Origin of the sequence: Rhodococcus baikonurensis, assembly GCF_040489275.1 — a bacterium.
GTDB lineage: Bacteria > Actinomycetota > Actinomycetes > Mycobacteriales > Mycobacteriaceae > Rhodococcus_F > Rhodococcus_F baikonurensis.
Genome location: NZ_JBEUOQ010000005.1, coordinates 20,779 through 45,382, shown reverse-complemented (window position 1 = coordinate 45,382; position 24,604 = coordinate 20,779). Strand labels below are relative to the sequence as shown.

The 24,604-nt window shown below is 62.9% G+C and carries 26 protein-coding genes and 1 other RNA gene; 21 read left to right on the top strand and 6 right to left on the bottom strand.

Features of this window, described 5'->3' with window-relative positions; translation table 11 throughout:
* Window positions 1-57: 57 nt before the first annotated feature.
* Window positions 58-840, bottom strand: a complete 783-nt coding sequence (gene hisN / locus ABWI03_RS13570; RefSeq protein WP_298778031.1) for a histidinol-phosphatase — start codon at window positions 838-840, stop codon at window positions 58-60.
* 19 nt (window positions 841-859) lie between these two features.
* Window positions 860-1,354, bottom strand: coding sequence for a beta-class carbonic anhydrase (locus tag ABWI03_RS13565; RefSeq protein ID WP_095969149.1), 495 nt, complete (start codon window positions 1,352-1,354; stop codon window positions 860-862).
* Between the two features lie 134 nt (window positions 1,355-1,488).
* Here ABWI03_RS13565 and prfB point away from each other — a divergent pair, with 134 nt between their 5' ends.
* From prfB to ABWI03_RS13530, 7 genes are all read left to right on the top strand, one after another.
* A complete protein-coding gene (gene prfB, locus ABWI03_RS13560) occupies window positions 1,489-2,595 on the top strand; it encodes a peptide chain release factor 2 (RefSeq protein ID WP_003942364.1) in 1,107 nt (368 codons plus the stop codon).
* A 22-nt stretch (window positions 2,596-2,617) separates the two neighbouring features.
* Window positions 2,618-3,502 (top strand): mechanosensitive ion channel family protein, encoded by an 885-nt coding sequence (locus ABWI03_RS13555; RefSeq protein WP_019747849.1) that lies wholly within the window; start codon window positions 2,618-2,620, stop codon window positions 3,500-3,502.
* Window positions 3,499-3,984, top strand: a complete 486-nt coding sequence (locus tag ABWI03_RS13550) for an Rv3103c transmembrane domain-containing protein (protein WP_235171924.1) — start codon at window positions 3,499-3,501, stop codon at window positions 3,982-3,984. Before ABWI03_RS13555 ends, ABWI03_RS13550 begins: the two co-directional genes overlap by 4 nt.
* Window positions 3,985-4,055: 71 nt before the next feature.
* Window positions 4,056-4,736 (top strand): cell division ATP-binding protein FtsE, encoded by a 681-nt coding sequence (ftsE, locus tag ABWI03_RS13545; protein WP_020969258.1) that lies wholly within the window; start codon window positions 4,056-4,058, stop codon window positions 4,734-4,736.
* A gap of 81 nt (window positions 4,737-4,817) precedes the next feature.
* Complete coding sequence (ftsX, locus tag ABWI03_RS13540; protein WP_003942367.1) at window positions 4,818-5,723, top strand: permease-like cell division protein FtsX; 906 nt, start codon at window positions 4,818-4,820, stop codon at window positions 5,721-5,723.
* An 87-nt stretch (window positions 5,724-5,810) separates the two neighbouring features.
* Window positions 5,811-6,284 (top strand): SsrA-binding protein SmpB, encoded by a 474-nt coding sequence (gene smpB / locus ABWI03_RS13535; RefSeq protein ID WP_003942330.1) that lies wholly within the window; start codon window positions 5,811-5,813, stop codon window positions 6,282-6,284.
* Entirely contained in the window at window positions 6,281-7,150 is an 870-nt protein-coding gene (locus tag ABWI03_RS13530) for an EamA family transporter (RefSeq protein WP_483407283.1), read from the top strand. Before smpB ends, ABWI03_RS13530 begins: the two co-directional genes overlap by 4 nt.
* A gap of 15 nt (window positions 7,151-7,165) precedes the next feature.
* Here ABWI03_RS13530 and ABWI03_RS13525 read toward each other — a convergent pair whose 3' ends face one another.
* Window positions 7,166-7,750 carry a helix-turn-helix domain-containing protein gene (locus ABWI03_RS13525; RefSeq protein ID WP_214886173.1) on the bottom strand — a complete coding sequence of 195 codons (585 nt, stop codon included), beginning with the start codon at window positions 7,748-7,750 and terminating at the stop codon, window positions 7,166-7,168.
* Between the two features lie 65 nt (window positions 7,751-7,815).
* Here ABWI03_RS13525 and ABWI03_RS13520 point away from each other — a divergent pair, with 65 nt between their 5' ends.
* The 3 genes from ABWI03_RS13520 (at window position 7,816) to ssrA (ending at window position 10,807) form a co-directional block, all read left to right on the top strand.
* Complete coding sequence (locus ABWI03_RS13520; protein WP_298778018.1) at window positions 7,816-8,775, top strand: NAD(P)/FAD-dependent oxidoreductase; 960 nt, start codon at window positions 7,816-7,818, stop codon at window positions 8,773-8,775.
* Between the two features lie 20 nt (window positions 8,776-8,795).
* Window positions 8,796-10,370: an SDR family oxidoreductase gene (locus ABWI03_RS13515; RefSeq protein WP_298778015.1), complete on the top strand. Its 1,575-nt coding sequence runs from the start codon at window positions 8,796-8,798 to the stop codon at window positions 10,368-10,370.
* A gap of 66 nt (window positions 10,371-10,436) precedes the next feature.
* Window positions 10,437-10,807, top strand: a transfer-messenger RNA (tmRNA) gene (gene ssrA / locus ABWI03_RS13510).
* A gap of 89 nt (window positions 10,808-10,896) precedes the next feature.
* On the opposite strand, the gene ABWI03_RS13505 is transcribed toward ssrA, so the two are convergent.
* From ABWI03_RS13505 to ABWI03_RS13495, 3 genes are all read right to left on the bottom strand, one after another.
* Window positions 10,897-11,877: an alkaline phosphatase family protein gene (locus ABWI03_RS13505; RefSeq protein WP_298778012.1), complete on the bottom strand. Its 981-nt coding sequence runs from the start codon at window positions 11,875-11,877 to the stop codon at window positions 10,897-10,899.
* Between the two features lie 101 nt (window positions 11,878-11,978).
* Window positions 11,979-13,244 (bottom strand): HNH endonuclease signature motif containing protein, encoded by a 1,266-nt coding sequence (locus ABWI03_RS13500; RefSeq protein ID WP_298778009.1) that lies wholly within the window; start codon window positions 13,242-13,244, stop codon window positions 11,979-11,981.
* Window positions 13,245-13,355: 111 nt separating this feature from the next.
* Window positions 13,356-14,171, bottom strand: coding sequence for a GNAT family N-acetyltransferase (locus ABWI03_RS13495; protein WP_298778006.1), 816 nt, complete (start codon window positions 14,169-14,171; stop codon window positions 13,356-13,358).
* A gap of 53 nt (window positions 14,172-14,224) precedes the next feature.
* On the opposite strand from ABWI03_RS13495, the gene ABWI03_RS13490 reads away from it, so the two are divergent.
* From ABWI03_RS13490 to ABWI03_RS13440, 11 genes are all read left to right on the top strand, one after another.
* Complete coding sequence (locus ABWI03_RS13490) at window positions 14,225-14,857, top strand: alpha/beta hydrolase (RefSeq protein WP_124566364.1); 633 nt, start codon at window positions 14,225-14,227, stop codon at window positions 14,855-14,857.
* Window positions 14,854-16,134, top strand: coding sequence for an NAD(P)/FAD-dependent oxidoreductase (locus tag ABWI03_RS13485; RefSeq protein ID WP_296555858.1), 1,281 nt, complete (start codon window positions 14,854-14,856; stop codon window positions 16,132-16,134). Before ABWI03_RS13490 ends, ABWI03_RS13485 begins: the two co-directional genes overlap by 4 nt.
* Window positions 16,125-16,886: a DUF1365 domain-containing protein gene (locus ABWI03_RS13480; RefSeq protein WP_435054174.1), complete on the top strand. Its 762-nt coding sequence runs from the start codon at window positions 16,125-16,127 to the stop codon at window positions 16,884-16,886. The genes ABWI03_RS13485 and ABWI03_RS13480 overlap by 10 nt, the downstream gene beginning before the upstream one ends.
* Window positions 16,883-18,172, top strand: coding sequence for an SAM-dependent methyltransferase (locus ABWI03_RS13475; protein WP_298777997.1), 1,290 nt, complete (start codon window positions 16,883-16,885; stop codon window positions 18,170-18,172). Before ABWI03_RS13480 ends, ABWI03_RS13475 begins: the two co-directional genes overlap by 4 nt.
* Window positions 18,169-19,485, top strand: a complete 1,317-nt coding sequence (locus ABWI03_RS13470; protein ID WP_298777994.1) for an SAM-dependent methyltransferase — start codon at window positions 18,169-18,171, stop codon at window positions 19,483-19,485. The genes ABWI03_RS13475 and ABWI03_RS13470 overlap by 4 nt, the downstream gene beginning before the upstream one ends.
* On the top strand, window positions 19,482-20,285 hold the full coding sequence (locus ABWI03_RS13465) for a DUF1295 domain-containing protein (protein ID WP_298777992.1): 804 nt from the start codon (window positions 19,482-19,484) through the stop codon (window positions 20,283-20,285). The genes ABWI03_RS13470 and ABWI03_RS13465 overlap by 4 nt, the downstream gene beginning before the upstream one ends.
* A gap of 23 nt (window positions 20,286-20,308) precedes the next feature.
* Window positions 20,309-20,686, top strand: coding sequence for a fluoride efflux transporter FluC (locus ABWI03_RS13460; RefSeq protein ID WP_298777988.1), 378 nt, complete (start codon window positions 20,309-20,311; stop codon window positions 20,684-20,686).
* Complete coding sequence (gene crcB, locus ABWI03_RS13455; protein ID WP_095969159.1) at window positions 20,683-21,027, top strand: fluoride efflux transporter CrcB; 345 nt, start codon at window positions 20,683-20,685, stop codon at window positions 21,025-21,027. The genes ABWI03_RS13460 and crcB overlap by 4 nt, the downstream gene beginning before the upstream one ends.
* A 97-nt stretch (window positions 21,028-21,124) precedes the next feature.
* On the top strand, window positions 21,125-22,762 hold the full coding sequence (gene pgm / locus ABWI03_RS13450) for a phosphoglucomutase (alpha-D-glucose-1,6-bisphosphate-dependent) (protein ID WP_095969160.1): 1,638 nt from the start codon (window positions 21,125-21,127) through the stop codon (window positions 22,760-22,762).
* Between the two features lie 42 nt (window positions 22,763-22,804).
* Complete coding sequence (locus tag ABWI03_RS13445) at window positions 22,805-24,058, top strand: MFS transporter (protein WP_298777982.1); 1,254 nt, start codon at window positions 22,805-22,807, stop codon at window positions 24,056-24,058.
* Between the two features lie 25 nt (window positions 24,059-24,083).
* Window positions 24,084-24,572: a MauE/DoxX family redox-associated membrane protein gene (locus ABWI03_RS13440; RefSeq protein WP_298777979.1), complete on the top strand. Its 489-nt coding sequence runs from the start codon at window positions 24,084-24,086 to the stop codon at window positions 24,570-24,572.
* Window positions 24,573-24,604 lie beyond the last annotated feature (32 nt).

Genomic DNA, 24,604 nt, shown 5'->3' with positions numbered 1-24,604 from the left:
GTCGGAACTCCTCCCTCGGACCCTTGCGGCGGGTGGGATGTTCTGGTATGCGGGTGGTTACCGCAGGCGGGCTAGAACGTCTTCGTGCAGCAGTCCGTTGGTGGCGACCGCGCTGCCGCCGTGCGGACCTGCACCGCCGTCCAGATCGGTGAACGCGCCGCCGGCCTCACGGACCAATACGTCGAGCGCTGCCAGATCCCACAGGGAAACCTCGGGTTCGGCAGCGATGTCGACGGCACCCTCGGCCACGAGGCAGTAGGAGAAGAAGTCCCCGTAACCGCGCACGCGCCACACATGGTCGGTGAGTTCGACGAACTGATCGCGAATTCCGCGGTCCTTCCACCCGGAGAGGCTCGAGAAGCTCAGGCTCGCTGATTCGCTGCGGTCGACGGCGGATACCCGGATCGCCCGAGAGTCACCGTCTCCGAAAGACGTATGTGCGCCCAAACCTGTTGCCGCCCACCATCGGCGATTCAGTGCGGGTGCGCTCACGACGCCCACAATCGGTACACCGTCCTCGAGCAAGCTGATCAGCGTGGCCCACACCGGCACGTTGCGGACGAAGTTCTTGGTCCCGTCGATGGGGTCGACCACCCACTGCCTGCCCTCGAAGACTACGTCGCCGCCGAATTCTTCCCCCAGAACGGAATCTGCAGGGCGATGCTCACCGAGCGTCGCGCGCACTGCTCGCTCGACAGCCAAGTCGGCGTCGGAGACGGGGGTGAGGTCCGGCTTGTCGTCCACTCGAAGATCGAGTGCACCGAAGCGGGCGCGAGTGATCGCGTCAGCCTCGTCGGCGATACGGAGGGCGAGTGCGAGGTCGGATGCGCGATCGGTCACGGGTACACAACCTACCGGCTCAATCGGGGAGAACCTCGTTCAGCTTTCCGGTGGCGACGTCGAAGACGAATCCGCGTAGGGAGGTCGTCGCGGTGACGAACGGACTGTTCTCGATACGCTTCAACGACTGACGAACGTCCTCGTCGATGTCCGGGAACGATTCGGCAGCCCAGTTGGGTTTGATGCCGATCTCGTCCTGGATGGATCGCTTGAAGTCGTCGTCGGTGAACGTCAGCATCCCGCAGTCGGTGTGGTGGATGAGGATGATCTCGGTGGTTCCCAGCAGACGCTGGCTGATGGCCAGGGAGCGGATTTCGTCGTCGGTGACGACTCCACCCGCATTGCGGATGACGTGCGATTCACCTTCCTTGATTCCCAGCACCCGATAGACGTCGAGACGGGCGTCCATGCACGCGAGAACGGCAACGTGTCGGCTGGGTGGGAGGGGGAGCGGTCCGGTGAACTGCTCGGCGTAGGCGGCGTTGTTCTGCAGGTATTCGTCGGTGACAGTCATCGTTCCAGTAGGTTCCCTCGGAGGGACGTTGGCAAGGCTTCCAGTCCCGGTGATCCCAATACGTGACGGACGGGGCGAGCCGAGAGGGTGACGCACGGCAGAGCCCAGGTCGGCACCCGGTAGCCTTGAGAACCGTGCATCCCGACGTAATTGCAGACCTGAACGCCCTCGACACAACCCTTCGCACCTGCGAATCGGTTGTGGACGTCGAGGAGCTGCGCCGACGCATCGACGAGCTCGAGCACCAGGCAGCCGACCCGGGTCTGTGGAACGACCAGGAACACGCCCAGCAGGTCACCAGCCAGCTCTCCCATGCTCAGGCCGAACTGCGCCGGATCGTGGCACTGCGCGAGCGACTCGACGAGATGCCGATCCTCTACGAACTGGCAGAAGACGAAGGCCCTGACGCAGTGGCCGATGCCGACGCCGAACGGGCCAGCCTGCGTGACGACATCGCGGCGATGGAAGTCAAGACCATGCTCTCGGGCGAGTACGACGAGCGCGACGCACTCATCAACATCCGCTCGGGTGCCGGCGGTATCGACGCTGCCGACTGGGCCGAGATGCTCATGCGCATGTACATCCGCTGGGCGGAGAAGCACGACTACGGCGTCGAGGTCTACGACACGTCGTACGCCGAAGAGGCCGGACTCAAGAGTGCGACGTTCGCGATCAAGGGCCCGTACACGTACGGCACGCTGTCCGTCGAGATGGGCACCCACCGGCTCGTTCGCATCAGCCCCTTCGACAACCAGGGGCGTCGCCAGACGTCGTTCGCCGAGGTCGAGGTCCTGCCCGTCGTCGAGACCACCGACCACATCGAGATCAACGAGAACGACATCCGCGTCGACGTCTACCGCTCGTCCGGTCCCGGTGGACAGTCCGTGAACACGACGGACTCCGCTGTTCGACTCACACACATCCCGACCGGAATCGTCGTCACCTGTCAGAACGAGAAGTCGCAGCTCCAGAACAAGGTGTCGGCGATGCGCGTCCTGCAGGCCAAGCTGCTCGCGGTCAAGCGTCAGGAAGAGCGCGCCGAGATGGATGCGCTCAAGGGCGACAGCGGCAGCTCGTGGGGTAACCAGATGCGCTCCTACGTTCTGCATCCGTACCAGATGGTCAAGGACCTGCGTACCGAGTACGAGGTCAACAACCCGTCGGCAGTGCTCGACGGCGACATCGACGGGTTCCTCGAGGCCGGCATCCGCTGGCGCATGAGCGAGAACCAGTCCGCATAGCGTTCGGATACCGAAAGGCACGATGACTTTACTCAGACCTGGGCAGAACCTGCTCGATTGGCTTCAAACCACCGGTTTGTCCGTCCTCATGACAGTGCTCGGCGCGATGATTCTCGCCCGGCTGGTCAGTTGGGGAGGCAACAAGGTCACCGACCAGATCGACTCCAACTATCAGTTGGGCGATGCGCTGGTTCGCTCCGAGGCGACCAAGCATCGTCACTCGGTCGCGCAGGTCATCACCTGGGTGGTCATCACGTTCATCTACGTGATCGCGACACTGAAGGTTCTCGACCAACTGAACCTGCCGATCGGAAGTCTCGTGGCGCCGGCAACTGTTCTCGGTGCGGCGCTCGGTTTCGGTGCTCAACGCGTCGTGCAGGACATCCTTGCCGGCTTCTTCATCATCACCGAACGCCAGTACGGTTTCGGTGACACCGTCCGGCTTGCGATCACCGGCTCCTCCGACGACGCCGAAGGCGTTATCGAGGACGTGACCCTGCGCGTGACGCGGATGCGAAACTCCGACGGTGAGGTCATCACCGTTCCCAACGGCCAGATCGTGAAAGCGACCAACCTGTCCAAGGATTGGGCACGCGCCGTCATCGACGTGCCGGTTCCGGCGACCGCCGACCTCACCCGAGTCAACGAGGTACTTCGCCAGGTCGGAGTCGACGCGATGGCCGACCGTGGACTCAAGAAACTTCTGCTCGACGAGCCCACCGTCATGGGCGTCGAAAGCCTCGAGGTCGATCAGGTCAACGTGCGGATGGTCGCGCGAACGCTCCCTGGCAAACAGTTCCAGGTCGGACGCGCTCTTCGTGTCCGCGTCGCCGCGGCACTGCGACGTCAGGGGATCACGGTGTCACCGGATCTGCACACCGCACGGACCGAGGAGGCGAGCGAATGACCGATCAGGAACCGCGCCGCGGACTCGACCGACTGTTTCACCTGGACTGGCTTCCGTCACGGCTCTTCGGTGGCCGGATGCGAACGTCGACCTTCATCCTCGTCGTGGCGTGGCTGGCGACGTATCTGTTGCATACGTACCTCAATCCTGAGGAACAGCCCGCAGCCACACCGCCGCCCAGCGTGGACACGTCGCAGACCGAACCGTACGTCGCTCCGTCGGTCAAACCGTCGACGACGACCCCCGTACCGTCCTCGACCGAGCCGACGACCACATCCGAGACTCCGTCCTCGGAATCGAGCACGGGCAGTTCCGGTTCTCCGACGCCGACGTCGGGTCCCGCCCCGGCTCCGGGAAACGCCGAACAGTCCGCAACCACAGTGCCGACGACTCCTGCGACGACGACCGTCCCGCAACCTGGCGCGGCAATGCAGGCACCGACGTCGGTGCCGCAGTCACCTGAGACCACCGGTACCGGATAAGGACGAGGCTCGTCGCGCGTGGCGCCAAGGTCACCGTTAGATAACGGCTAGACTGGCTAGTTGTGATCAGCATGAAGAATGTGTCGAAGTCCTACAAGGCCTCTACCAGGCCGGCGCTCGACAAAGTCAGTGTGGAGGTGGAGAAGGGGGAGTTCGTCTTCCTCATCGGCCCCTCCGGCTCTGGCAAGTCGACGTTCATGCGATTGCTGCTCAAGATGGAGTCGCCCACGTCCGGCGATATCGAGGTCGCGGATTTCCACGTCAACAAGCTGGCGGCTCGCCGTGTGCCGAAGCTTCGTCAGAGCATGGGCTGTGTGTTCCAGGACTTCCGGTTGCTTCAGCAGAAGACGGTCTCCGAGAACGTGGCCTTCGCCCTGGAGGTCATCGGCAAACCCCGCAACGTCATCGCGCGCACTGTGCCCGAGGTCCTCGACATGGTCGGGCTGGCCGGAAAAGCCGATCGACTGCCCACCGAACTTTCCGGCGGTGAACAACAGCGCGTCGCCATCGCCCGCGCATTCGTGAACCGCCCGCTCGTGCTGCTCGCCGACGAGCCCACCGGCAACCTGGACCCCGAAACGAGCCAGGACATCATGCTGCTGCTCGAGCGGATCAACCGCACGGGTACCACCGTCGTGATGGCGACCCACGACCACCACATCGTCGACTCCATGCGTCGACGCGTCATCGAACTCGATCTCGGCAAGGTGACCAGAGACGAAGCGCGGGGTGTGTACGGCGTCGGCAGGTAGCGCCGACTACGACCACACGTCCCGTACGCCCACCGGTTGTCGTGAAACAACCGGCCTCTCGAAAAGGAATCGGATTCCCCGATGCGCGCCAGCTTTATTTTCAGTGAAGTCCTGACCGGCCTACGCCGCAACATCACGATGACCATCGCCATGATCTTGACGACGGCGATCTCCCTCGGCCTCTTCGGCGGTGGTCTGCTGGTCGTGCAGATGGCAGGCAAGACCCAGCAGATCTTCCTCGAACGCGTCGAGGTGCAGATCTTCCTGACCGACGACATCTCTTCGGCCGATCCCGGTTGCGAGCAGGAGATCTGCAGTTCGTTGCGCAAGGAACTCGAGCAGACGCCGTCCGTCGTCGCCGTTCAGTACCTCAACCGCGAAGACGCCGTGAAGGACGCCACCGAGCGCGTGTTCAAGGACCAGCCCGAGCTGGCAGCGCTGGTGAGCCCGGACAGCTTCCCGGCGTCGTTCAAGGTCAAGCTCAGTGACCCGGAGCGATTCGGCGTCATCAACGACACCTTCGGTTCGCGGCCCGGTGTCGAGAGTGTGCTCAATCAGCGCGAGTTGGTGGACCGACTCTTCAGCGTGCTGGGCGGAGTGCGCAACGCAGCGTTCGCGATCGCGATCGTCCAGGCGATCGCGGCCATCCTGCTGATCGCCAACATGGTCCAGATCGCGGCGTTCACGCGTCGTACCGAGGTCAACATCATGCGATTGGTCGGCGCGACGCGGTGGTACACCCAGCTTCCGTTCCTCCTCGAAGCCGTCGTTGCGGCCTTGATCGGTGCGGTGCTCGCCATCGCCGGACTGTTCACGGCGAAGAACGTCTTCATCGACGGGGTCCTGTCCGACGTCTACGAAGCCAACATCGTGGCGCGGATCTCCAACAGTGACGTGCTGTTCGTCTCGCCGATCCTCGTGCTTGCCGGTGTCGGTATGGCAGCGGTGACGGCGTACGTGACGCTGCGTCTGTACGTCCGCGAATAATCGGTTTGCACGAGCTTCTATGCTGGAACTGTATTTGACGGTAAGACAGTATTCGACAGCAAGACAGCGGACTGAGAGGCCCGGACAGTGAAGGAAAAGGGCCGCAAGGTCATTGCGACCAATCGCAAAGCACGTCACAACTACACGATCATCGACACCTACGAGGCCGGTATCGCGCTCGTCGGGACCGAGGTCAAGAGTCTGCGCGAAGGCAAGGCGTCGCTCGTCGACGCGTTCGCCACCGTGGACAACGGCGAAGTGTGGTTGCGCTCGTTGCACATTCCCGAGTACACGCAAGGCACGTGGAACAACCATTCGCCGCGTCGTACCCGAAAGCTCCTGCTGCACAAGCGTGAGATCGAGCACCTCGTCGGCAAGACCCGCGAGGGAAACCAGACACTGGTCCCGCTGTCGATGTACTTCAACGACGGCAAGGTCAAGGTCGAACTCGCACTGGCAAAGGGTAAGCAGGACTACGACAAGCGCCAGGACATGGCCAAGCGCACCGCCGAGCGCGAGGTGACCCGCGAGCTCGGTCGTCGTATCAAGGGCATGCGCTGACCTCCATCCTGCTTGCCCTCGTGGCGGCAGTTGCCTACGGAGTCAGCGACTTCGTCGGCGGAGTTGCGTCACGACGAGTTGCCGCACTCCGTGTGGTGATCGTCTCGTATCCGCTCTCGCTCGTCATCGTTCTGATCGCAGCACCTTTCGTTTCCGGCACGCTGACGCTGAACGGTTTGATCTGGGGCGCGATCGCGGGCGTCACGAGTGGTCTGGCGGTGTGGTGGTTCTATCTCGCCTTGGCGACCGGACCTATGTCTGTGGTCTCACCGCTGACAGCTGTTCTGGTGGCGGGTATTCCGGTGCTCGTCGGATTCGCCTTCGGCGAGCGGCCGGGGCTGATCGCGTACCTGGGTATCGCCGTCGCGCTGGTCGCCGTCGTCCTGGTCAGCCGCGAGTCGCCTGACGACACCGCGGGTGAGGTTGCCGGCGGAATCACTCTCCGCTTCACCAGACAGGTGGCGCTTCTGACGGTCGGAAGCGGTGGTGCATTTGCACTCTCGTTCATCGCACTTCACCAGATCGGCGAGGGCAGCGGGCTGTGGGCGTTGGCCGTGTCGCGGGGCGCCGCGACCGTCGTGGTGTGGTTGGTCGCGCTGGCGGCCGGTCACTTCGTTCTCCCACGAGGCGAGCCACTCAAGCTCGCGGTGTACGTCAGCGTCCTCGACGTCGTCGCGAACGGGACGATGATCTACGCCTTCCAAGGTGGAATGCTTTCACTGGTCAGTGTGATCGGTTCGCTGTATCCGGCTGCGACGGTTCTGCTCGCCATGGTGATGCTGGGCGAGCGGGTAAGCCGCGTGCAACAAGCGGGAATGCTGTTGGCGCTGGCGGCAGTCGGCATGATTGCCGTTGCGGGCGCCTGACTCGGTCCTGGCAGTTCAACCGCGTCTGTCGGCCGGCGCTGCGCGTAGGTGAACACGCTCGCCCTGCTTCCCGAAGAGACTGATCGCCTCGGCAGGTCGGCCGTCGGCAGCGCTGATGCGGTGCGGAATGTGGGTGTCGAACTCGGCGGCCTCGCCTGCCCCCATGATGAAATCGCGGTCGCCGAGTTGGAGTCTGATGCGCCCTGACAGAACGTAGACCCACTCGTAGCCCTCGTGGGATCCCGGCTCGCGATCGTCGTCGGTGGGGGAGATGATCATCTTGTAGGCCTGGAGGTTGCCGGGCTGACTCGTCAGCGGAATGACCGTCATGCATCCGACCGTTCGCGGTTCTTCTCGAACGCGGGGGTCTTTGATCTTGCTGTTCACCAGGTCGTCCAACGGGACGCCGTGTGCCTTGGCGATCGGCAGTAGAAGCTCCAAGTTGGCTCGGCGAGTGCCGGATTCGAGTCTCGACAGTGTGCTGACGCTGATGTCGGTGGTCTCCGACAGGTCGGCCAGGGTCATGTCGGACTGCTGGCGCAACGCACGTAGGCGAGGGCCGATGCCGGCTAGAACGGCGTCGAACGATGTTTCGGTCATGGATCTATTTTGCCAAAGTGGCAACAGTGTTTGTCAAGAACGCGATCTCTTGTCATTCTGGATTCATGACGCAGAACTCATTCGACGTAGCAGTAATCGGAGCCGGCGCGGCAGGGCTGAACGCCGCACTCATCCTTGGTCAGGCACGCAGGTCCGTGATCGTCTTCGACAACGGATCACCACGGAACGCGGCCGCCGATCACATGAACGGATTCCTCTCCCGCGACGGCATGAACCCCGCCGAATTGCTGACCATCGGCCGAGGTGAAGTCCGCAAATTCGGCGGCGAGTTCCATGACGGCACAGTCGTCTCCGTGGCACGGGACAGCGAGGATCTTTCGGCCGATTTCTCCGTCGAACTCGCTGACGGCAGCAAGATTCAGGTGCGCAAAGTCCTTGTTGCCACAGGTCTGACGGACCGTCTGCCGGTCGAGCTCGAAGTCTTCGGCGAGCGTTGGGGCCGCGATGTGTTGCACTGCCCGTACTGCCACGGGTACAGCGTGCGTGATCAGCCGCTTGGCGTGATCGCCAAGAGTGCGGAATTTGCGATGCACCAGGCGCTCATGGTTCGCCAGTGGTCCGACGACGTGGTTCTCTTCCTCCATCGAATCACCGAACTGGGTTCAGAGGACCGGGAAAAGCTTGCAGCTCGCGGTATTTCGATCGTCGAGGGTGAGGTCGCCGGTCCCGTCGTCGAGGACGATCGGTTGGTGGGCGTGCGTTTGGCCGACAGCACTGTGGTCGCGCGTTCGGCGGTCTTTGTCGGTGGCGCCCTCACGATGGACCCCAACGATGCGATCTTGCGCGCATTCGGCGCGCAGCGTGCCGAGACGATGATGGGCGATTTCGTGACGGTCGACATGATGGGGGCCACAAGCGTGCCCGGGGTGTTCGCCGCGGGCAACGTCGTCGACCCAGGTGCCCAGGTCATCATGGCCGCGGCCGCCGGGGCGAAGGCCGGAGCGGGCATCAACATGATGTTGACCAACGACGACCTCGAGGTTGCACTCGCGCTTCGCAGTTGAATTCTGCGTAGCGTGGGGTGATGGACGCAGTGAGAGTGTTGATCACGGGTGCGACCGGATACATCGGCGGCCGTCTTGCCCCTCGCCTGGTCGAAGAGGGCCATCATGTGCGTGTGGTGGTGAGAAGCCCCGAGAAACTACGCGATGTGCCCTGGCATGATTCGGTGGAGATCACGCGTGGGGATCTGACCGACAGTGATTCCCTCTCAGGTGTTTTCGACGATATCGACGTGGTCTACTACCTCGTTCATGCCATGGGTGGGGGAGGCTCGTTCTCCGATATCGACAAGCAGAGCGCGCAGAACGTGGCCGCCGCTGCGCGCGATGCGGGGGTGCGCCGGATCGTCTACCTGGGCGGGCTTCATCCGTCCGATCGAGAGCTGTCGACTCACCTGCAGTCTCGGCTCGAAGTTGGTCGGATCCTGCTCGACTCCGACGTTCCGACGGTTGTGTTCCAGGCCGGCGTGGTGATCGGATCGGGATCGGCGTCCTTCGAAATGGTGCGCCACTTGACCAATCGACTTCCGGTGATGACCACACCCAAGTGGGTGCACAACAACATTCAGCCGATCGCCGTGCGTGACGTACTCCACTATTTGATCGCAGCCGCGGCGACGACGCCGGAGGTCAACCGCGCCTTCGACATCGGTGGGCCCGATGTCATGCAGTACGGCGAGATGATGAACACCTACGCCGACGTCGCAGGATTGGTACGCCGACGCATCCTCGTCCTACCCGTCCTCACCCCGCGTCTGGCCGGTCACTGGGTGGGATTGGTCACGCCGATCCCGCGAGGTCTGGCGATGCCGCTGATCGAATCACTGCAGAACGACGCGGTGATGCACGATCACGACATCGACGACTTCATCCCGCCTCCGGCCGGTGGCCTCACGCCGTACCGGGAAGCTGTGCGTTTGGCGCTTCGCAAGATCGAGACCGGTGAGGTGGAGACGGCGTGGTCCGGCGCGACGATCGCGGGAGCGCCGTCCGATCCTCTTCCGTCCGACCCGGACTGGGCAGGGGAGGCAGTTTACGTAGACCACCGCGAACGTGACTGTGCTGCGGATCCGAAGACCCTCTGGTCGGTCGTCGAGTCGATCGGCGGCGAGAATGGTTGGTATTCATTCCCTTTGGCGTGGGCCATCCGGGGGTGGATGGACCGGGCGGTCGGCGGGGTCGGACTTCGCCGGGGTAGACGGGATCCACGTCGGCTCAACACCGGTGAAGCCCTGGACTTCTGGCGGGTCGAAGAAATCGACCGAGGTAAGTTGCTCCGACTGCGCGCCGAGATGAAGGTCCCGGGCGGAGCATGGTTGGAGTTGCGAGTGTCGGAAGGTCCGGCGGGTGCGGATGGACGGCCGGTGGGTTCACATCTCGATCAGCGTGCGGTCTTCTTCCCTCGCGGGCTGGCCGGCCGGGCGTACTGGTACTCGATCCTGCCTTTCCACGGAGTCGTCTTCCAGGGGATGATCACCAACATCACCGGTGCTGCCGAGCGTGAGATGGCTGCGGTGCAGGAAACGGCTGCAGTTCAGGAAACGGCTGGGGTGCAGGAAACGGCTGGGGTTCAGGACACGGAAAGTGCCGCCGATTAATTGGTATGACTTCCGAACTTCGGCGCGTTATAGTGAATAGCCCCACGAAAGACGCGGGGCACACACGGGGCTGAACGGTTTCGACTGCGTGTGTTGAGTTAGGGGAAGCGTGTCGGTGCAGGCAAGAGACCACCGTAAGCGTCGCTGCAAACCTATAAGCGCCGATTCCAATCAGCGCGACTACGCTCTCGCTGCCTAAGTAGCGAAGCGTGTCTGTCAGCCCGGGGTTGCCCTCGACCCGGTTCCTGGCATCAGCTAGAGGGCTTTACTGTTCGGCTCGGTCACGGAGTCGGATGGGACATCAAACAGTGACTGGGATCGTCATCCTGGCTTGTTCGCGAGACTGGGAGATCCAAGTAGAGACTTAGCGAACTGCACACGGAGAAGCCCTAGCGATTCAACGTAGGACCCGGGTTCAATTCCCGGCAGCTCCACAACAGGTCGGGCCGGAGAGCACACGCTCTCCGGCCCGACCTCTTTGCTGTGGTGCTGCAGCACTCTGCTGAGCGTCGGTGTCTTCTCGAGATCAGGAGCCGAAGAATCCCAAGTCGATCGAGCCGACGAAGCCGGGAGCGTCCTTGGTCAGCGGCTTACCGTCCAGATCGGCAGGCAATGCGACCCCCAGGCTCTGGAGGATGGTCGGAGTGATGTCGGCGATCGTGTACGAGTCGGTAGTCTTACCGGCTGCGTATCCCGCACCACGCGCGATGACGAATGTCGTTGCTTCCGCCGGTGTCTGACCTCCATGTCCGCCGGCGGGCTTATGGCCGTGATCCGCAGTGACCAGAACGGTCCATTTCTCACCGGTCTTCGCAGCGCGCTGATCAACAGCATCGATGATCTTGCCTACCTGAGCGTCGACGGAGGCGATCGACTCTTCGTACGCAGCGCCGTTGGTGCCGCCGCTGTGCCCCGCGCCGTCCACCTGATCGAGTTGGGTGAAGATCAGGTCAGGTCCCTTGTCGGTGATGTCGCGGGCGACGGCGTCAGCGGTCGCAGCATCGGTGGCCGCTCCGGACCCTGCATCGGTAGTGGTGACGACAACGTCGGCTTTCGGCGTGCCGCTGGATGCGATGTTGTCGATGCCGCCCCAGGTGGAGATCGACTCGGTGAGCAGAGAGGGCTGTGCTGTTTCCAACCGTGTGAACACGCTCGGGTAGAGGTCGAAGCGGGCGCCTGCGTACGTGTTGTCCTTGACACCGTGCTTGGTGTCCCAGACTCCGGTCAGGATGGTCGACCACGACGGTCCGGAGATGGTGGTGTGGCCGAGGATGGAAGATTCTCCGCTGGTTCCTTCGGCGATCAGCTTCTGGAGACGGGGAGCATCGGCGGTCTTGATGTGGCTGAGCATAGTGCCGTCAAGGCCGATGACAACTGTCTTCTCGGCGGCCGACGGATTGATGTCAGACGATCCGGGAATTGCTGCGGCAGTTGCGGTTCCGGCAGCAACAGCGCCGGCGAGGAGGAGTGTGATAGCTGCTGAGGTGCGTGCGATTTTCTTGGTCACGCTAAAGATATTGCGATAGGACTAGACCAATTGCACTACCTGAATGCGAGGGTTGTCCGATTGTTCACGACGGATTCAGATTGGACTAGACCAATGTTTGCTCACGCGGCCCAGCCGTCGAGGATGACGCTGACCGCGTGATCGAGGTGGAGGGGCTCTCCGCCCCACGCCGGCACGATCGCGTCGTCGGGCACGTCCCCGCGCAATAGGTCATCGGCGAACCCCTCGGTTGGCGGTGCTGGGTCGATGACGCCGCCGCCGGCATAGCGAAACTCGAACTTCTGCTCGCCGAGTGCAGTGATCGTGAACTGGCCGTCGTGCAGCGCGCGGTGGCAGGTACCGCAAAGCATGATCAGGTTGTCCAAGTCCGTATTGCCGCCGCGTCCCCAGAATTTCACGTGATGTGCGTGCAGGAAGCGGGTCCGTCCGCATCCTGGTGTGCGGCAGCATCCGTCGCGGTAATTCAATGCCAACATCTGTTTGGCACTGACGACGCGGGTCCGCCGGCCCAGATTCAGAACGCATCCATCCTTTGTCGTTCCCAGGCGAAGCTTGGCATTGCAGAGCACTTCCTCGGCATCGTTTTCGGAGAGGGCGGGCCCGCTAGGAATGCGGACAGAGTCCGCTTCGTGGAAGAACACAACTTCGTTCGCGGCGGCCTTGGATGTGCGGTCTGCGGCCGCGGCGGTGGCGAGCTCAGCCATTGCGACGAGGCCCGGCCCGATGTTTCCGACAGGGTTCTTGGTGGCTGTCTCGTCGGCGGGGACGGTGGCGGTGGTTCGAGTGCGTTCACGTTCCGCCAGAGCTAACGCTGCGAGGATTCGGGCGCCGTCCTGCGCAGGCAGGCGTCCTTTGATGACGAACTCGCCCGTATCCGAGTCCCAATGCCAGCGGACTTGAAGATGTGCGGGCGCTTTGGTTTTGCCGGATTCGTTGTCGGTTGCTTTACGCAGGCCGGCAGCGAGACGATCGATCTGGGCTGCGGGCGCCTCGCAGCCGAACCGAACCATCTGCTTCTCGTTCGAAGGTGTCGTGACTCGGGTGAGTGCGCGAACCTTCGAGTACGACAGGCGGCCTTGTTCGAACGCCTTCCGCATCTCTGGCAATGATCGGAGTGCTTTGGCGACGCGAACATATTCGCGGCCGGTGTGCAGGCTCATTCCGCACTTCCATGACAGCCAGTGGGCGCAGGAGTGAAGTCCAGGGCCGGTCCAGCCGCGGTCTTCGTCGAATTTTGCGAGGAGGGTGAGGAATCGGGCGGTGGCTGCAGCGATCTGGCCGGCGAGGGCGCAGATTTCCGTGCCGAGTTGCTCAACGCCGTCTCGGGTGGAACTCCGAGTTTCTTCGTCGATCAGTGTTGCGTTCATGACTTGCCCCCCGGCCTGTCTCCGACGTCAATTCGAATGTACGTTCGATATTAGAGGTGGGTGCCGACACACACTTCCGAACGGGGTCCGAAAGCGTCCCCGCGGGGACGTCTAACCGCTGCCGATCGAGTACTCGGTGTAGGTGCCGACGTCCTCGAAGCCGAGGTTTCGATAGAGCTGTGCGCCGTCGCTGGACGCCTGAAGTACAGCGGTTCGGGCACCTCGCTCGCGGGCGATGTCGAGTGCGGCAAGGGTGACCGCCGAGCCGAATCCGCGTCGGCGAGCCGTTTCGAGCGTGACGACGCCGTACAGTCCGGCGACGCCGGCCGCAAAATGGACCTCGGCTCCGGCGACGGGCTGGGAGTTCGCGTACCCCACGACGAATGAACTCCGCGAACGCTCATCGAGAGCGGCATCGGCGGTGTCTTCGAAGAAACCGATAACTGCGGCTGAGGGCGGCGACCAATTGGCGGCCATCACGGCGGCATAGTCGGCGAGCTGGGTACGAGTAGTCACCCGATGAACGGAGAGTTCTGGGACAGGCGTCGGATGAGGGACGACGTCAAGGTCCGCCGTCATCGCTCGTTCTTCCTCGGAGCGCAGACAGCCGAGGGCGGACAGGCGAGCCCCGAGGTCAGAGGGATTGTCGCGGGGTCCGGTCCACCAGGAGAACGGACGTCCGGTTGCTCGAATCGAGGCGAGGATGTCGATCAGTCGCCGATCTTCGGGCCCGTCGGCAGGTACGGCGAAGCGAGCACCAGCGATGATGTTGAACGTGTCGTCGGCGAGGCCGCTGTCTGCGACGACAACATCTGCAGTGACCGTGACCGATGCAGTCGGCAAGTGTTCATGCAGGTGGCAGGCATGGGAAACCAAGTTGGCGTCCATGGCGTCGAGGACGTCACCGACGAGTGCTTCATGATTCACAAAAGAAATTCTACGAACCCCATCCAAATGGTTTTCGGCTCCGAATGCCATGCATGACGCCCAACCGACGGCAACAGCAGGACGGTGACCAGCACCTGGTGGTGCTCGTGCTGCCTGGAGGTAAGGTCTCGAGCCATCGCCCGGCCAGGGCCTGGCATCTGTCCAACCTTCGGATGCGCCCGTTCACCGCTCAGCTTCGCCGCTCCGGTGTGAAAGCGGTGCAGGCTCGCTATCGGGTTCGTGGTTGGAATGGTGCCGAGCGCAGTCCGGTCGCCGACGCTCGCGCCGCACTCGACGCGATAACGAAACGTAATTCACAAGCTCAGGTGATTTTGCTGGGGCACTCGATGGGCGGGCGGGTCGCCGCCGATCTGTGTGGCGATCCGGCGGTCGTCGGTGTGGTTGCGCTGGCGCCGTGGTGGCCCGATGGAACGTCGGTGAATCTGCGTTCGGACACACCACTGGTTGTGCTCCACGGCACGGCCGACTCATGGACCGATCCGGCAGCGTCTCGTCGGAAAGTTGACGGACTGCAGAAGTCGGGTAAGTGCGCTGAATGGATCGGCATCGACGGCGCAGGCCACTTCATGTTCCGCCGCGTGGCGACCTGGCATCGCCTCGTCGCCGAGGCAGTCGCAGAAATCAGACGCGGGGTAACCGCAACGAAGACGGGAGAACGACGATGAGTTCGGACAAGCGCAAGGTGGCCGTCGTCGGTAGTGGGGTCGCAGGTCTGACAGCGGCGTGGGTGCTGAGTAAGGACAGTGACGTCACCCTCTACGAAGCGGATTCACGGCTCGGTGGGCACGCGGACACCCATTCGGTCACCGACCCGGAAGGGCGAAGCCTCGCCATCGACACGGGGTTCATCGTCCACAACGATCGCACCTACCCGACATTGTTGCGATTGTTCGCAGAACTCGATGTGCCTACGCAGGAATCGGATATGAGCATGTCGGTAAGGTGTGGGGGTTGCGGGCTCGAGTACTCGGGAGGCCAAGGGTTGCGCGGCGTTCTGCCGACGCCGGGGCTGCTGGTGAATGGCAGTTTTCTGTCGATGTTGATGGAGGTCAAGCGCTTTCATCGCCGTGCCCGCGCCTTGCTCGACAACACGGATCCGTCGACACCCGACCAGACACTGGGAGTGTTCCTGCGCAGTGGACGGTTCTCCGACTACTTCACCGCTCACTTCATGACTCCGCTCGTGTCGGCAGTCTGGTCGTGTGATCCCGGCTCGGCGCTGAAATATCCCGCGCGATACCTGTTCTCCTTCCTCGATCACCACGGAATGCTGAGCGTCACCGGATCGCCGACCTGGCGAACAGTCACCGGTGGATCGGGCGAATACGTTCGCCTGGTTGCCAAGAGCATCGGCGATATCCGTCTGAACACGCCGGTTCGCGCCATCCACCGATTCGACGATCGCGTCGACATCCGCGACGGCGACGACCAGATCCAGACCTTCGACGCAGTTGTCGTCGCAACGCATCCGCAGCAAGCGCTGAAGATCTTGGCCGAGCCGACGCCTGCCGAATCCCAGGTCCTCGGCGCGATGCCGTACTCCGTCAACCACACCCAACTTCACACGGACGAAAATGTGCTGCCCGGCAACACCAATGCGCGCGCGTCGTGGAACTACTACATCCCTGAATGCAACGCGAAGCCAGATCACGTTCTGGTCAGCTATGACATGACGAGGTTGCAGCGGCTGCCGGAGACCGGTCGGCGCTACCTAGTGACGTTGGGGGGAAACGAGATGGTGTCCCCGGAGTCGGTGATCGATCAGATGACCTACGAGCATCCGCAGTACACGCCCACCTCCGTTGCCGCTCAAGCGCGGCTTCCCGAGTTGGACTCGGGCGTGCTCGCGTTTGCCGGTGCGTACCACGGATGGGGCTTCCACGAGGACGGTGCACTGTCCGGCCTGCGCGCCGCCGAACGCGTCGGAGGTCGGTGGCCGTGACCACACCCCTGACCCCGCCCACACCCATCACGCCGTCCATCGTTCATACGAGCATCCGTCACGTACGAACGGAGCCGTTGCACAACGAGTTCGAGTACCGAAGCTACAGCTGGCTCGTCGACGTCGACGATTTGCCCGAGCTCCCGAAGGCTCTGCGACCCTTGGCGGCATTCGACGCCGGGGATCACCTCGGCGACCCCACTCGATCGATTCGTGCCAACGTCGAGACGTTTCTGGCAGCCAACGGGGTGGAGTTCGCAGGCGGCCGCATCCTCATGCTTGCGAACGCACGTGTTCTCGGCCATGTGTTCAACCCGCTGAGTGTGTTCTGGTGTCTGAACGACGACGGCAGTCAGCGGTGCGTCGTTGCAGAGGTTCACAACACCTACGGCGAGCGACACTGCTACCTGCTCGAAACCGACGAACGTGGCGGGGCTCGCACGTCCAAAGAGTTCTACGTCTCTCCGTTCAACGATCTGGACGGCGAGTACCGGATGCGACTTCCGCTACCCGACACCGCGCTCGCGCTCTCGATAGTTCTGGCCCGTGACGGCAAGGCTCCATTCGTGGCCACGGTGTCCGGTCGTTGTGTGCCGGCGACGACGCGCGAGATCGTCCGCAGTGGGCTCGCCATCCCGCTGGCTCCGCTCCGAGTCGCCGCGCAGATCAGATTTCAAGGAATCCGGCTGTGGGCCAGGCGCTTACCCATCGTTCCCCGACCGCAACATCACCCGCAGGAGGCAGTGCAATGACCACAACCACTCTCGGCACCGAACCTTCCGCTCACACGATCGAAACCGAGCGGTGGCCGGGCGTCGCCACAGTGCCGAGCGGGCTCAAAGTGCGGGTTGCATCACCGGTTGCCCGCGCCCTGTTCCACAAGGCGGTAGCGCGTTTGCCACTGCGCGTCCAGATGCCCAACGGTGAGTTCTCCGGTGGCGGTAGCCCCGATTCGCCGTTGATGGTCATTCACCGCCCGGACGACTTCGCTGCTCGCGTGGGTGACAGTGGTTTGATCGGATTCGGCGAGTCGTACATGGCGGGCGATTGGGAAGCCTCCGACCTCACCGCGGTCCTGGAAGTCTTCGCCTCCCGTGTGGCGACGCTGATTCCTGACTTCCTGCAGCGGCTACGAGGCCTCTACATTCCGAAGCAGCCTCGCAGTGAGCGGAATTCGACGCAGAACACGCGCTCGAACATCTCCAGGCACTACGACCTCTCGAACGAGATGTTCGAGCTGTTCCTCGACGACACCATGACGTATTCCAGTGCTCTCTTCGAGGATCTGTCGGTAGGAGCTACCCCGTCGTGGGACGTGTTCGCAGCGGCCCAGCATCGGAAGATCGATCGCCTGCTGGACGGCGCGGGTGTCGGTCCAGGTTCGCGAGTGCTCGAAATCGGCACAGGCTGGGGAGAATTGGCGATACGAGCAGCCCAGCGCGGAGCAACGGTGCGCTCGGTGACACTGTCGGTCGAACAGCAGGAATTGGCAGCGAAACGCATAAGCGCTGCGGGACTGGCAGATCGCGTTCAGGTCGATCTTCTCGACTATCGGCAAGTAAAGGGGGAGTACGACGCCGTTGTATCGGTCGAGATGATCGAGGCTGTCGGCCACCAGTACTGGGGAAGCTACTTCCAGACGATCGACGCCCTGCTGGCGCCGGGTGGGCGCGCAGCGATCCAAGCGATCACCATGCCGCACGATCGAATGCTCGCGACCCGCAACACCTACACCTGGGTGCACAAGTACATCTTCCCCGGCGGATTTCTCCCGTCGGTGCGGGCGATCGAGGATGTGACAGAACGCATGACAACCCTCCGGGTGCGTGAGCGGATGTCGATGGGCGATCACTACGCGCAGACGTTGCGACTGTGGGACGAGCGTTTCAGTGCTCGCACCGACGAGGCGTCCGCGCTCGGATTCGATGCGGTGTTCGCGCGCATGTGGCATTTCTATCTCTGCTATTCCGAGGCGGGTTTCCGCTCGGGTTATCTCGACGTCCAGCAAATTGTTCTCGATCGGAGGAACCAGCGATGACTGCCACGATGGATCGAACGACGCACGGTACCGGCGTTGCGGGTCGTCTCTCGGACATCCTCAGTCCACTTGTCGGCGGCGAGCTTCCGGTGCGGTTGACTGCATGGGACGGCAGCACAGCAGGCCCGGACGATGCTCCGAAAGTGACGCTCTACAGCCCGAACGTGTTGCGACGCTTGCTCTGGAATCCCGGCGAGTTGGGGGCAGCGCAGGCATATGTGCTCGGTGAACTCGACGTCGAAGGCGATCTCGGCGATGCGCTGACGCATGTGTGGAAGGTGGCTGCCGAGCGGGGACTCGGGTCGATCACCCCCACACCGTCGCTCGTCCTGGGTGCAGTCAAGGCTGCGCGATCCTTCGGTGCTTTCGGGAGACCTCTGGCTCCACCGGCGTCGCAGGCTCAGGTGAAGGGTCGCTTGCACAGTCTCGCGCGCGACCGCGCGGCAATCGGGCACCACTACGATTTGTCGAACGATTTCTACCAACTGATCCTCGATGACAACATGGCCTACTCCTCGGGCTATTGGACTTCCGATGCACCGGACTACACACTCGAAGATTCACAGACGGACAAGCTGGACCTGGTGTGCCGCAAGGTCGGTCTCGATCGAGCGCGAGGCTTGCGGTTTCTCGATGTCGGCTGTGGCTGGGGCTCGCTGAGCCTGCACGCGGCGCGGGAGTACGGCGCTCGGGTCGTCGGTATCACGATCTCGGCGGAGCAGAAGGCTTTTGTCGACGCGAAGATCCGCGCACTCGGTTTGGAAGACTGGGTCGAGATCCGGCTCCAAGATTATCGAGAGATTCCCGACGGTCCTTTCGATGCGGTCGCGTCGATCGAGATGGGTGAGCACGTCGGGGAGGACAACTATCCGACGTACGTGAGAGCGCTCCACGACAACGTGATTGCCGGTGGCCGTGTGCTGATTCAACAGATGTCACGCACCGGCGCGCACCCCGGGGGAGGCCCGTTCATCGAGTCGTTCATCGCGCCGGACATGTACATGAGACCGGTGGGCCGCACCGTTGCGATGATCGAGGAAGGTGGACTCGAAGTCCGTGACGTCCACGCCCTGCGAGAGCACTACGTGCGGACCGTGGAAGCGTGGATCGAGACCTTCGAATCGAACTGGGATCGCGTCGTGGATCTCGTGGGCGTCGAGGTCGCTCGGGTGTGGCGCCTCTACCTCGTCGGCGGCGGAATGGCATTTCGGGACGGCCGGATGGGCGTCGATCAGATTCTGTCCGTCCGGCCGCACGGTGACGGTCGGTCGGGTATGGAATCGGTTCGGCCGCAGTGGGTGTCGCGGCCATGAACGGATTCGACTGGGGCGCATTCGGAGTGGTCACGCTCACGAGTCTGCTGGCGATCGCCGTCGGAATGGCAGTGACAGCGACGATCGGCGTACGGATCGGGCGCCACAATGTCGTCGACGTGTCGTGGGGCGCCGGCTTCGTTCTGATTGCGCTCGTGTCCGCGATAGTTGGAACCGGCGACCTCTGGCGCCGGTTGCTCATGCTTGCGCTGGTGGCGATCTGGGGTCTGCGGTTGGCGACGCACATGGCGATCCGATCGCGAGGCAAGGGTGAAGATCCGCGGTACGAAGAAATGCTCGGACGAGCGACGGGTAGCCGAACGCTGTATGCACTCCGCAAGATCTATCTCACGCAGGGGATTTCGTTGTGGTTCGTCTCCCTGCCGATCCAGGTCGCAGCAGTATCGAACGGCAGCTTCGGATTTCTTGTCGTACTCGGTATCGCGCTGTGGATAGTAGGCGTCACGTTCGAGACGGTTGGCGACCGACAGATGGAGGAGTTCAAATCCGATCCGGGCAGCCGTGGCCACATCATGGATCAAGGTTTGTGGGCGTGGACACGGCATCCCAATTATTTCGGCGACGCGTGCGTCTGGTGGGGGATCTTCCTCGTCTCGGCTTCCGTGTGGCCGGGGGTGTTGACCGTTCTCTCTCCGATCGCCATGACGTACTTCCTGGTCTTCGCCACCGGAGCGCGGTTGCTCGAGCGACACATGGAACAGCGTCCGGGCTATCGCGAGTATCAGCAGCGGACAAGCTACTTCATTCCTCGCCCGCCGAAAGCCCGCTCCGGGACGTAGGCTCTTTCGCGTGAGGTCAGAGCATGGGTGATCTGAAACTGCCGGCTGCGGTAGGCGCGGTTGCCGTCGGTGGAGCGTTGGGTGCGCTCAGCCGCTTCGGTTTGGGGGAGCTCTTTCCTCACATCTGGACGACGCTGGTCATCAACGTCGTCGGCTCGTTCGTGCTCGGCGTTCTCGCGGCCCTCCTCGTGCACAACAAGGCTGGGTACCTCTTTCTCGGCACCGGGTTCTGCGGAGGGTTCACCACCTTCTCGTCATTCGCGGTTCACGCGGTGACGGAGAGTCCATGGCGATCGATTTTCTATGTACTCGGGACGCTTATCCCCGCGATCCTTGCCGCAGCATTGGGCAAAGGGCTCGGTGAGCGTTGGATCCGCACGCGGGACGGAGCGTCGGCATGACAGTTCTCCTGGTGGCGCTCGGCGGCGGCGCGGGTGCGAGTGGCCGGTACCTGTTGGCGCGGTATGTGCCCGCGTACAAGGGATTCCCGGCTGCGACGTTCGCCGCGAACGTGATCGGCTGCTTCCTCCTCGGATTGTTCACCGGAGCAGCTCTTTCCACCGAGATGGCCGCTCTCCTGGCGACAGGCTTCTGTGGTGGCCTGTCCACCTACTCGACCTTCGCGACGGAGAACGTGGGCATGGTCGAGCGGCGCCAGACGACGCTTTCGCTGATCTACATCGTCGTCAGTCTCATCGTCGGCTTGTCCGCTGCGTGGGTGGGGATCCAGATCACGGATTGACCGATCCGGCGCCGAGCGTGCACGCCACGCAGCCAGGGTAGACAATTGTCCACAGTCGCGTCGACACAGTGGTCGACCACCGGGCCGAGGGGGATTCGTGGCGCACGAACGAGCAGGACAAGTGGCTCTGCCAGAGGATCTGATCGACGTTCCTCATCTGGTTTCCGCGTATTACACGCGCACCCCAGATCCCGAGAACCCGATGCAGCAGGTACTTTTCGGCACCTCCGGACATCGCGGTTCCAGCCTCGATTCCGCCTTCAACGAAGCCCACATCCTGGCCACGACCCAGGCGATCGTCGAGTACCGCGCCTCGCAAGGTATCGACGGGCCGCTGTTCATCGGCCGGGACACACATGCGCTGTCCGAACCCGCCTGGCTGTCCGCGTTGGAAGTCCTCGTTGCCAACGACGTCGTCGTGCTGGTCGACTCACGCGACGCCTACACGCCCACCCCCGCTGTGAGCCACGCGATCTTGCGATACAACTCGACGGGGCCGGAAGCCAAGGCCGACGGCATCGTCGTGACGCCTTCGCACAACCCGCCGCGCGACGGTGGCTTCAAATACAACCCGCCACACGGTGGGCCCGCGGACACGGACGCGACGTCGGTCATCGCCGATCGAGCGAACGAGCTACTGCGCAAGGGGCTTTCCGGGGTACGGCGCGTCACGGCGGCGCAGGCACTGGACCGCGTCGAACGCTACGACTTCCTTCGCTACTACGTCGAAGACCTTCCCTCGGTCCTCAACCTCGATGCGATCCGCGACGCCGGAATCCGGATCGGTGCAGACCCACTCGGCGGTGCAAGCGTCGACTACTGGGGCGCGATTGCCGAAACTCATCGACTCGATCTCGAAGTGGTGAATCCTCTCGTCGATCCGACCTGGCGGTTCATGACGCTCGACACCGACGGCAAGATCCGCATGGATTGCTCGTCGCCCGACGCGATGGCCTCGCTTATCGGGATTCGGGATCGCTACGACATCGCGACCGGAAACGATGCAGACTCCGACCGCCACGGCATCGTCACGCCCGACGGCGGTTTGATGAACCCGAATCACTATCTCGCGGTTGCCATCGAGTATCTGTTCGCGAACCGACCAGGGTGGGGTGCAGACACCAAGGTGGGCAAGACACTCGTGAGTTCCTCGATGATCGATCGCGTGGTCAGCAGTTTGGGCCGCGAATTGCTCGAGGTTCCAGTCGGTTTCAAGTGGTTCGTTCCCGGTCTGCTCGACGGGTCTGTGGGATTCGGCGGCGAGGAAAGCGCCGGAGCGTCCTTCCTCCGCCACGACGGTTCCGTCTGGACGACGGACAAGGACGGCATCATCCTGGCGTTGCTCGCGTCGGAAATTACCGCGGTGACAGGAAAGTCTCCGTCGGCGCACTACGACGCGTTGGCTGAGAAGTTCGGGAGCCCGGCCTACGCACGGATCGATGCGCCGGCGACACGCGCACAGAAGGCAGTCTTGGCAAAACTGTCTCCCGATCAGGTGAGTGCGACCGAACTGGCGGGTGAACCGATCACTGCGACACTGACCGCGGCGCCTGGAAACGGCGCGGCGATCGGTGGTCTCAAGGTGACGACGGAGAGTGCATGGTTTGCAGCTAGGCCGTCCGGCACGGAGGACGTGTACAAGATCTATGCCGAGTCGATGAAGGGTGCCGATCATCTGGCGCAGGTTCAGGCAGCGGCCAAGGACTTGGTGTCCGGCGTCTTGAAGGCGAACTAGCTCGCGGAGCGTTCGTGTCGCCCGGCTAGAATCCCGGGCGACATGAAAACTCGTGCAGCCAAGCTGCCACAGGAAATTTGGGTACTGGTCGCCGCCAGCTTCGTCATCGCCCTCGGATTCGGATTGGTCGCTCCGGCGCTACCGCAGTTCGCGCGCAGCTTTGACGTATCGGTCACCGCCGCCACGATCGTGATCTCGTCTTTCGCATTCATGCGACTGGTGTTCGCGCCGATGAGCGGCACTTTGGTACAAAAGCTCGGTGAACGGCCGGTCTACATCGTCGGCCTTCTGATCGTCGCGGTGTCGACCGGTGCGTGCGCCTTCGCGGGGGAGTACTGGCAACTTCTGCTGTTCCGGTCTTTGGGCGGCATCGGGTCGACCATGTTCACCGTGTCGGCCCTCGGATTGATCATTCGCATGTCACCACCGGACAGCCGTGGACGCGTGTCCGGCCTGTACGCGACAAGCTTTCTCATGGGTTCGATCGGCGGCCCGCTGGTCGGTGGCGCGCTGTTGCAGTTCGGTCTGCGGATGCCGTTCATCATCTACGCGATTGCGCTGGTGATCGCCGCGCTCGTCGTCTTCGTGAGCCTGCGCGGGTCGCACCTGGCGTCACCGGACAAGGCCGTCGATGTGAAGTCGATGACTCTCACCGAAGGCCTCCAGTCGCCGGTGTACCGGGCCGCCCTCGGATCGAATCTCGCTTTCGGCGGTGTGATCTTCGGAGTTCGCGTTGCCATGGTTCCCCTGTTCGTCGTCGAGTTCCTCGACCGGGACCCGTCGATTGCCGCCTACGCTCTCACGATCTTTGCCGTCGGAAATGCGTTGGTGTTGATCGTTTCCGGACGACTCTCGGACCGCTTCGGGCGTAAGCCCTTCGTCGTGAGCGGTCTGCTCATTTGTGGTCTGGGAACCATCGCAATGGGATTCACGGACAACCTCGTGCTGTTCTTTGCCATCGCTGCTGTGACGGGCGTCGGCTCCGGGCTCATGAGTCCGGCTCAGCAGGCAGCGGTTGCCGATGTCGTCGGGTCGACTGCCCGCGGCGGACCCGTTCTGGCGGTATTCCAGATGATGTCGGACATCGGCGGCGTAGTGGCACCGATTTGTGCCGGTCTGATTGCTCAGCATGTGTCGTACTCGGCAGCATTCGCCGTGATGGGGGCCGTAGTCGTCGTGTCGGCGACGGGCTGGTTGTTCGTCCCGTCGCGAACGAAGCCTGTCGAGTCCGTCGTCGAAGATCTGACCGATGTGGCGGCGCTGACGGATACTCCTGCGCGGACAAACCTGGACTGACCGGGCATTCTGTACTCTCGATCGGGTGGCAATTCGTATCGTGAGTCTTGTAGCCCGATTGGGTTTGGCTGCCGTCTGGCTGATTTCCGGGGGGCTCAAATTCCTTGATCCCGTGCAGACGAAGATCGCGGTGCGTGCCTATCAACTCTTGCCCGAGTCACTGGTCGGTCCGGTGGCAACGGCGCTTCCCCTCGTCGAAATAGTCCTTGGTCTGCTCATCCTCGTCGGGCTGGCGGTGCGAGTATCCGCCGCAGTCTCGGTGGTGATTTTGACGGTTCTCATTGCGGTGATCATTTCGGTGTGGGCCAGAGGATTGTCCATCGACTGTGGATGTTTCGGCGGCGGAGGTGCAGCCGACGTCGGCGCTTGGGACTATTTGAAGGAGATTCTCCGGGACCTGGGCTTCTTGGCACTTGCCATCTGGCTGCTCGTGTTCCCGCGTTCGCCGCTCGCATTGGGGCCGGGATCACGTGCGCCGTTCTCAGTGGATACTCAGTCTTCAGTGGCAAGGTAAGCAATCGGTAAATCGTTTCGACGCACGAAGGA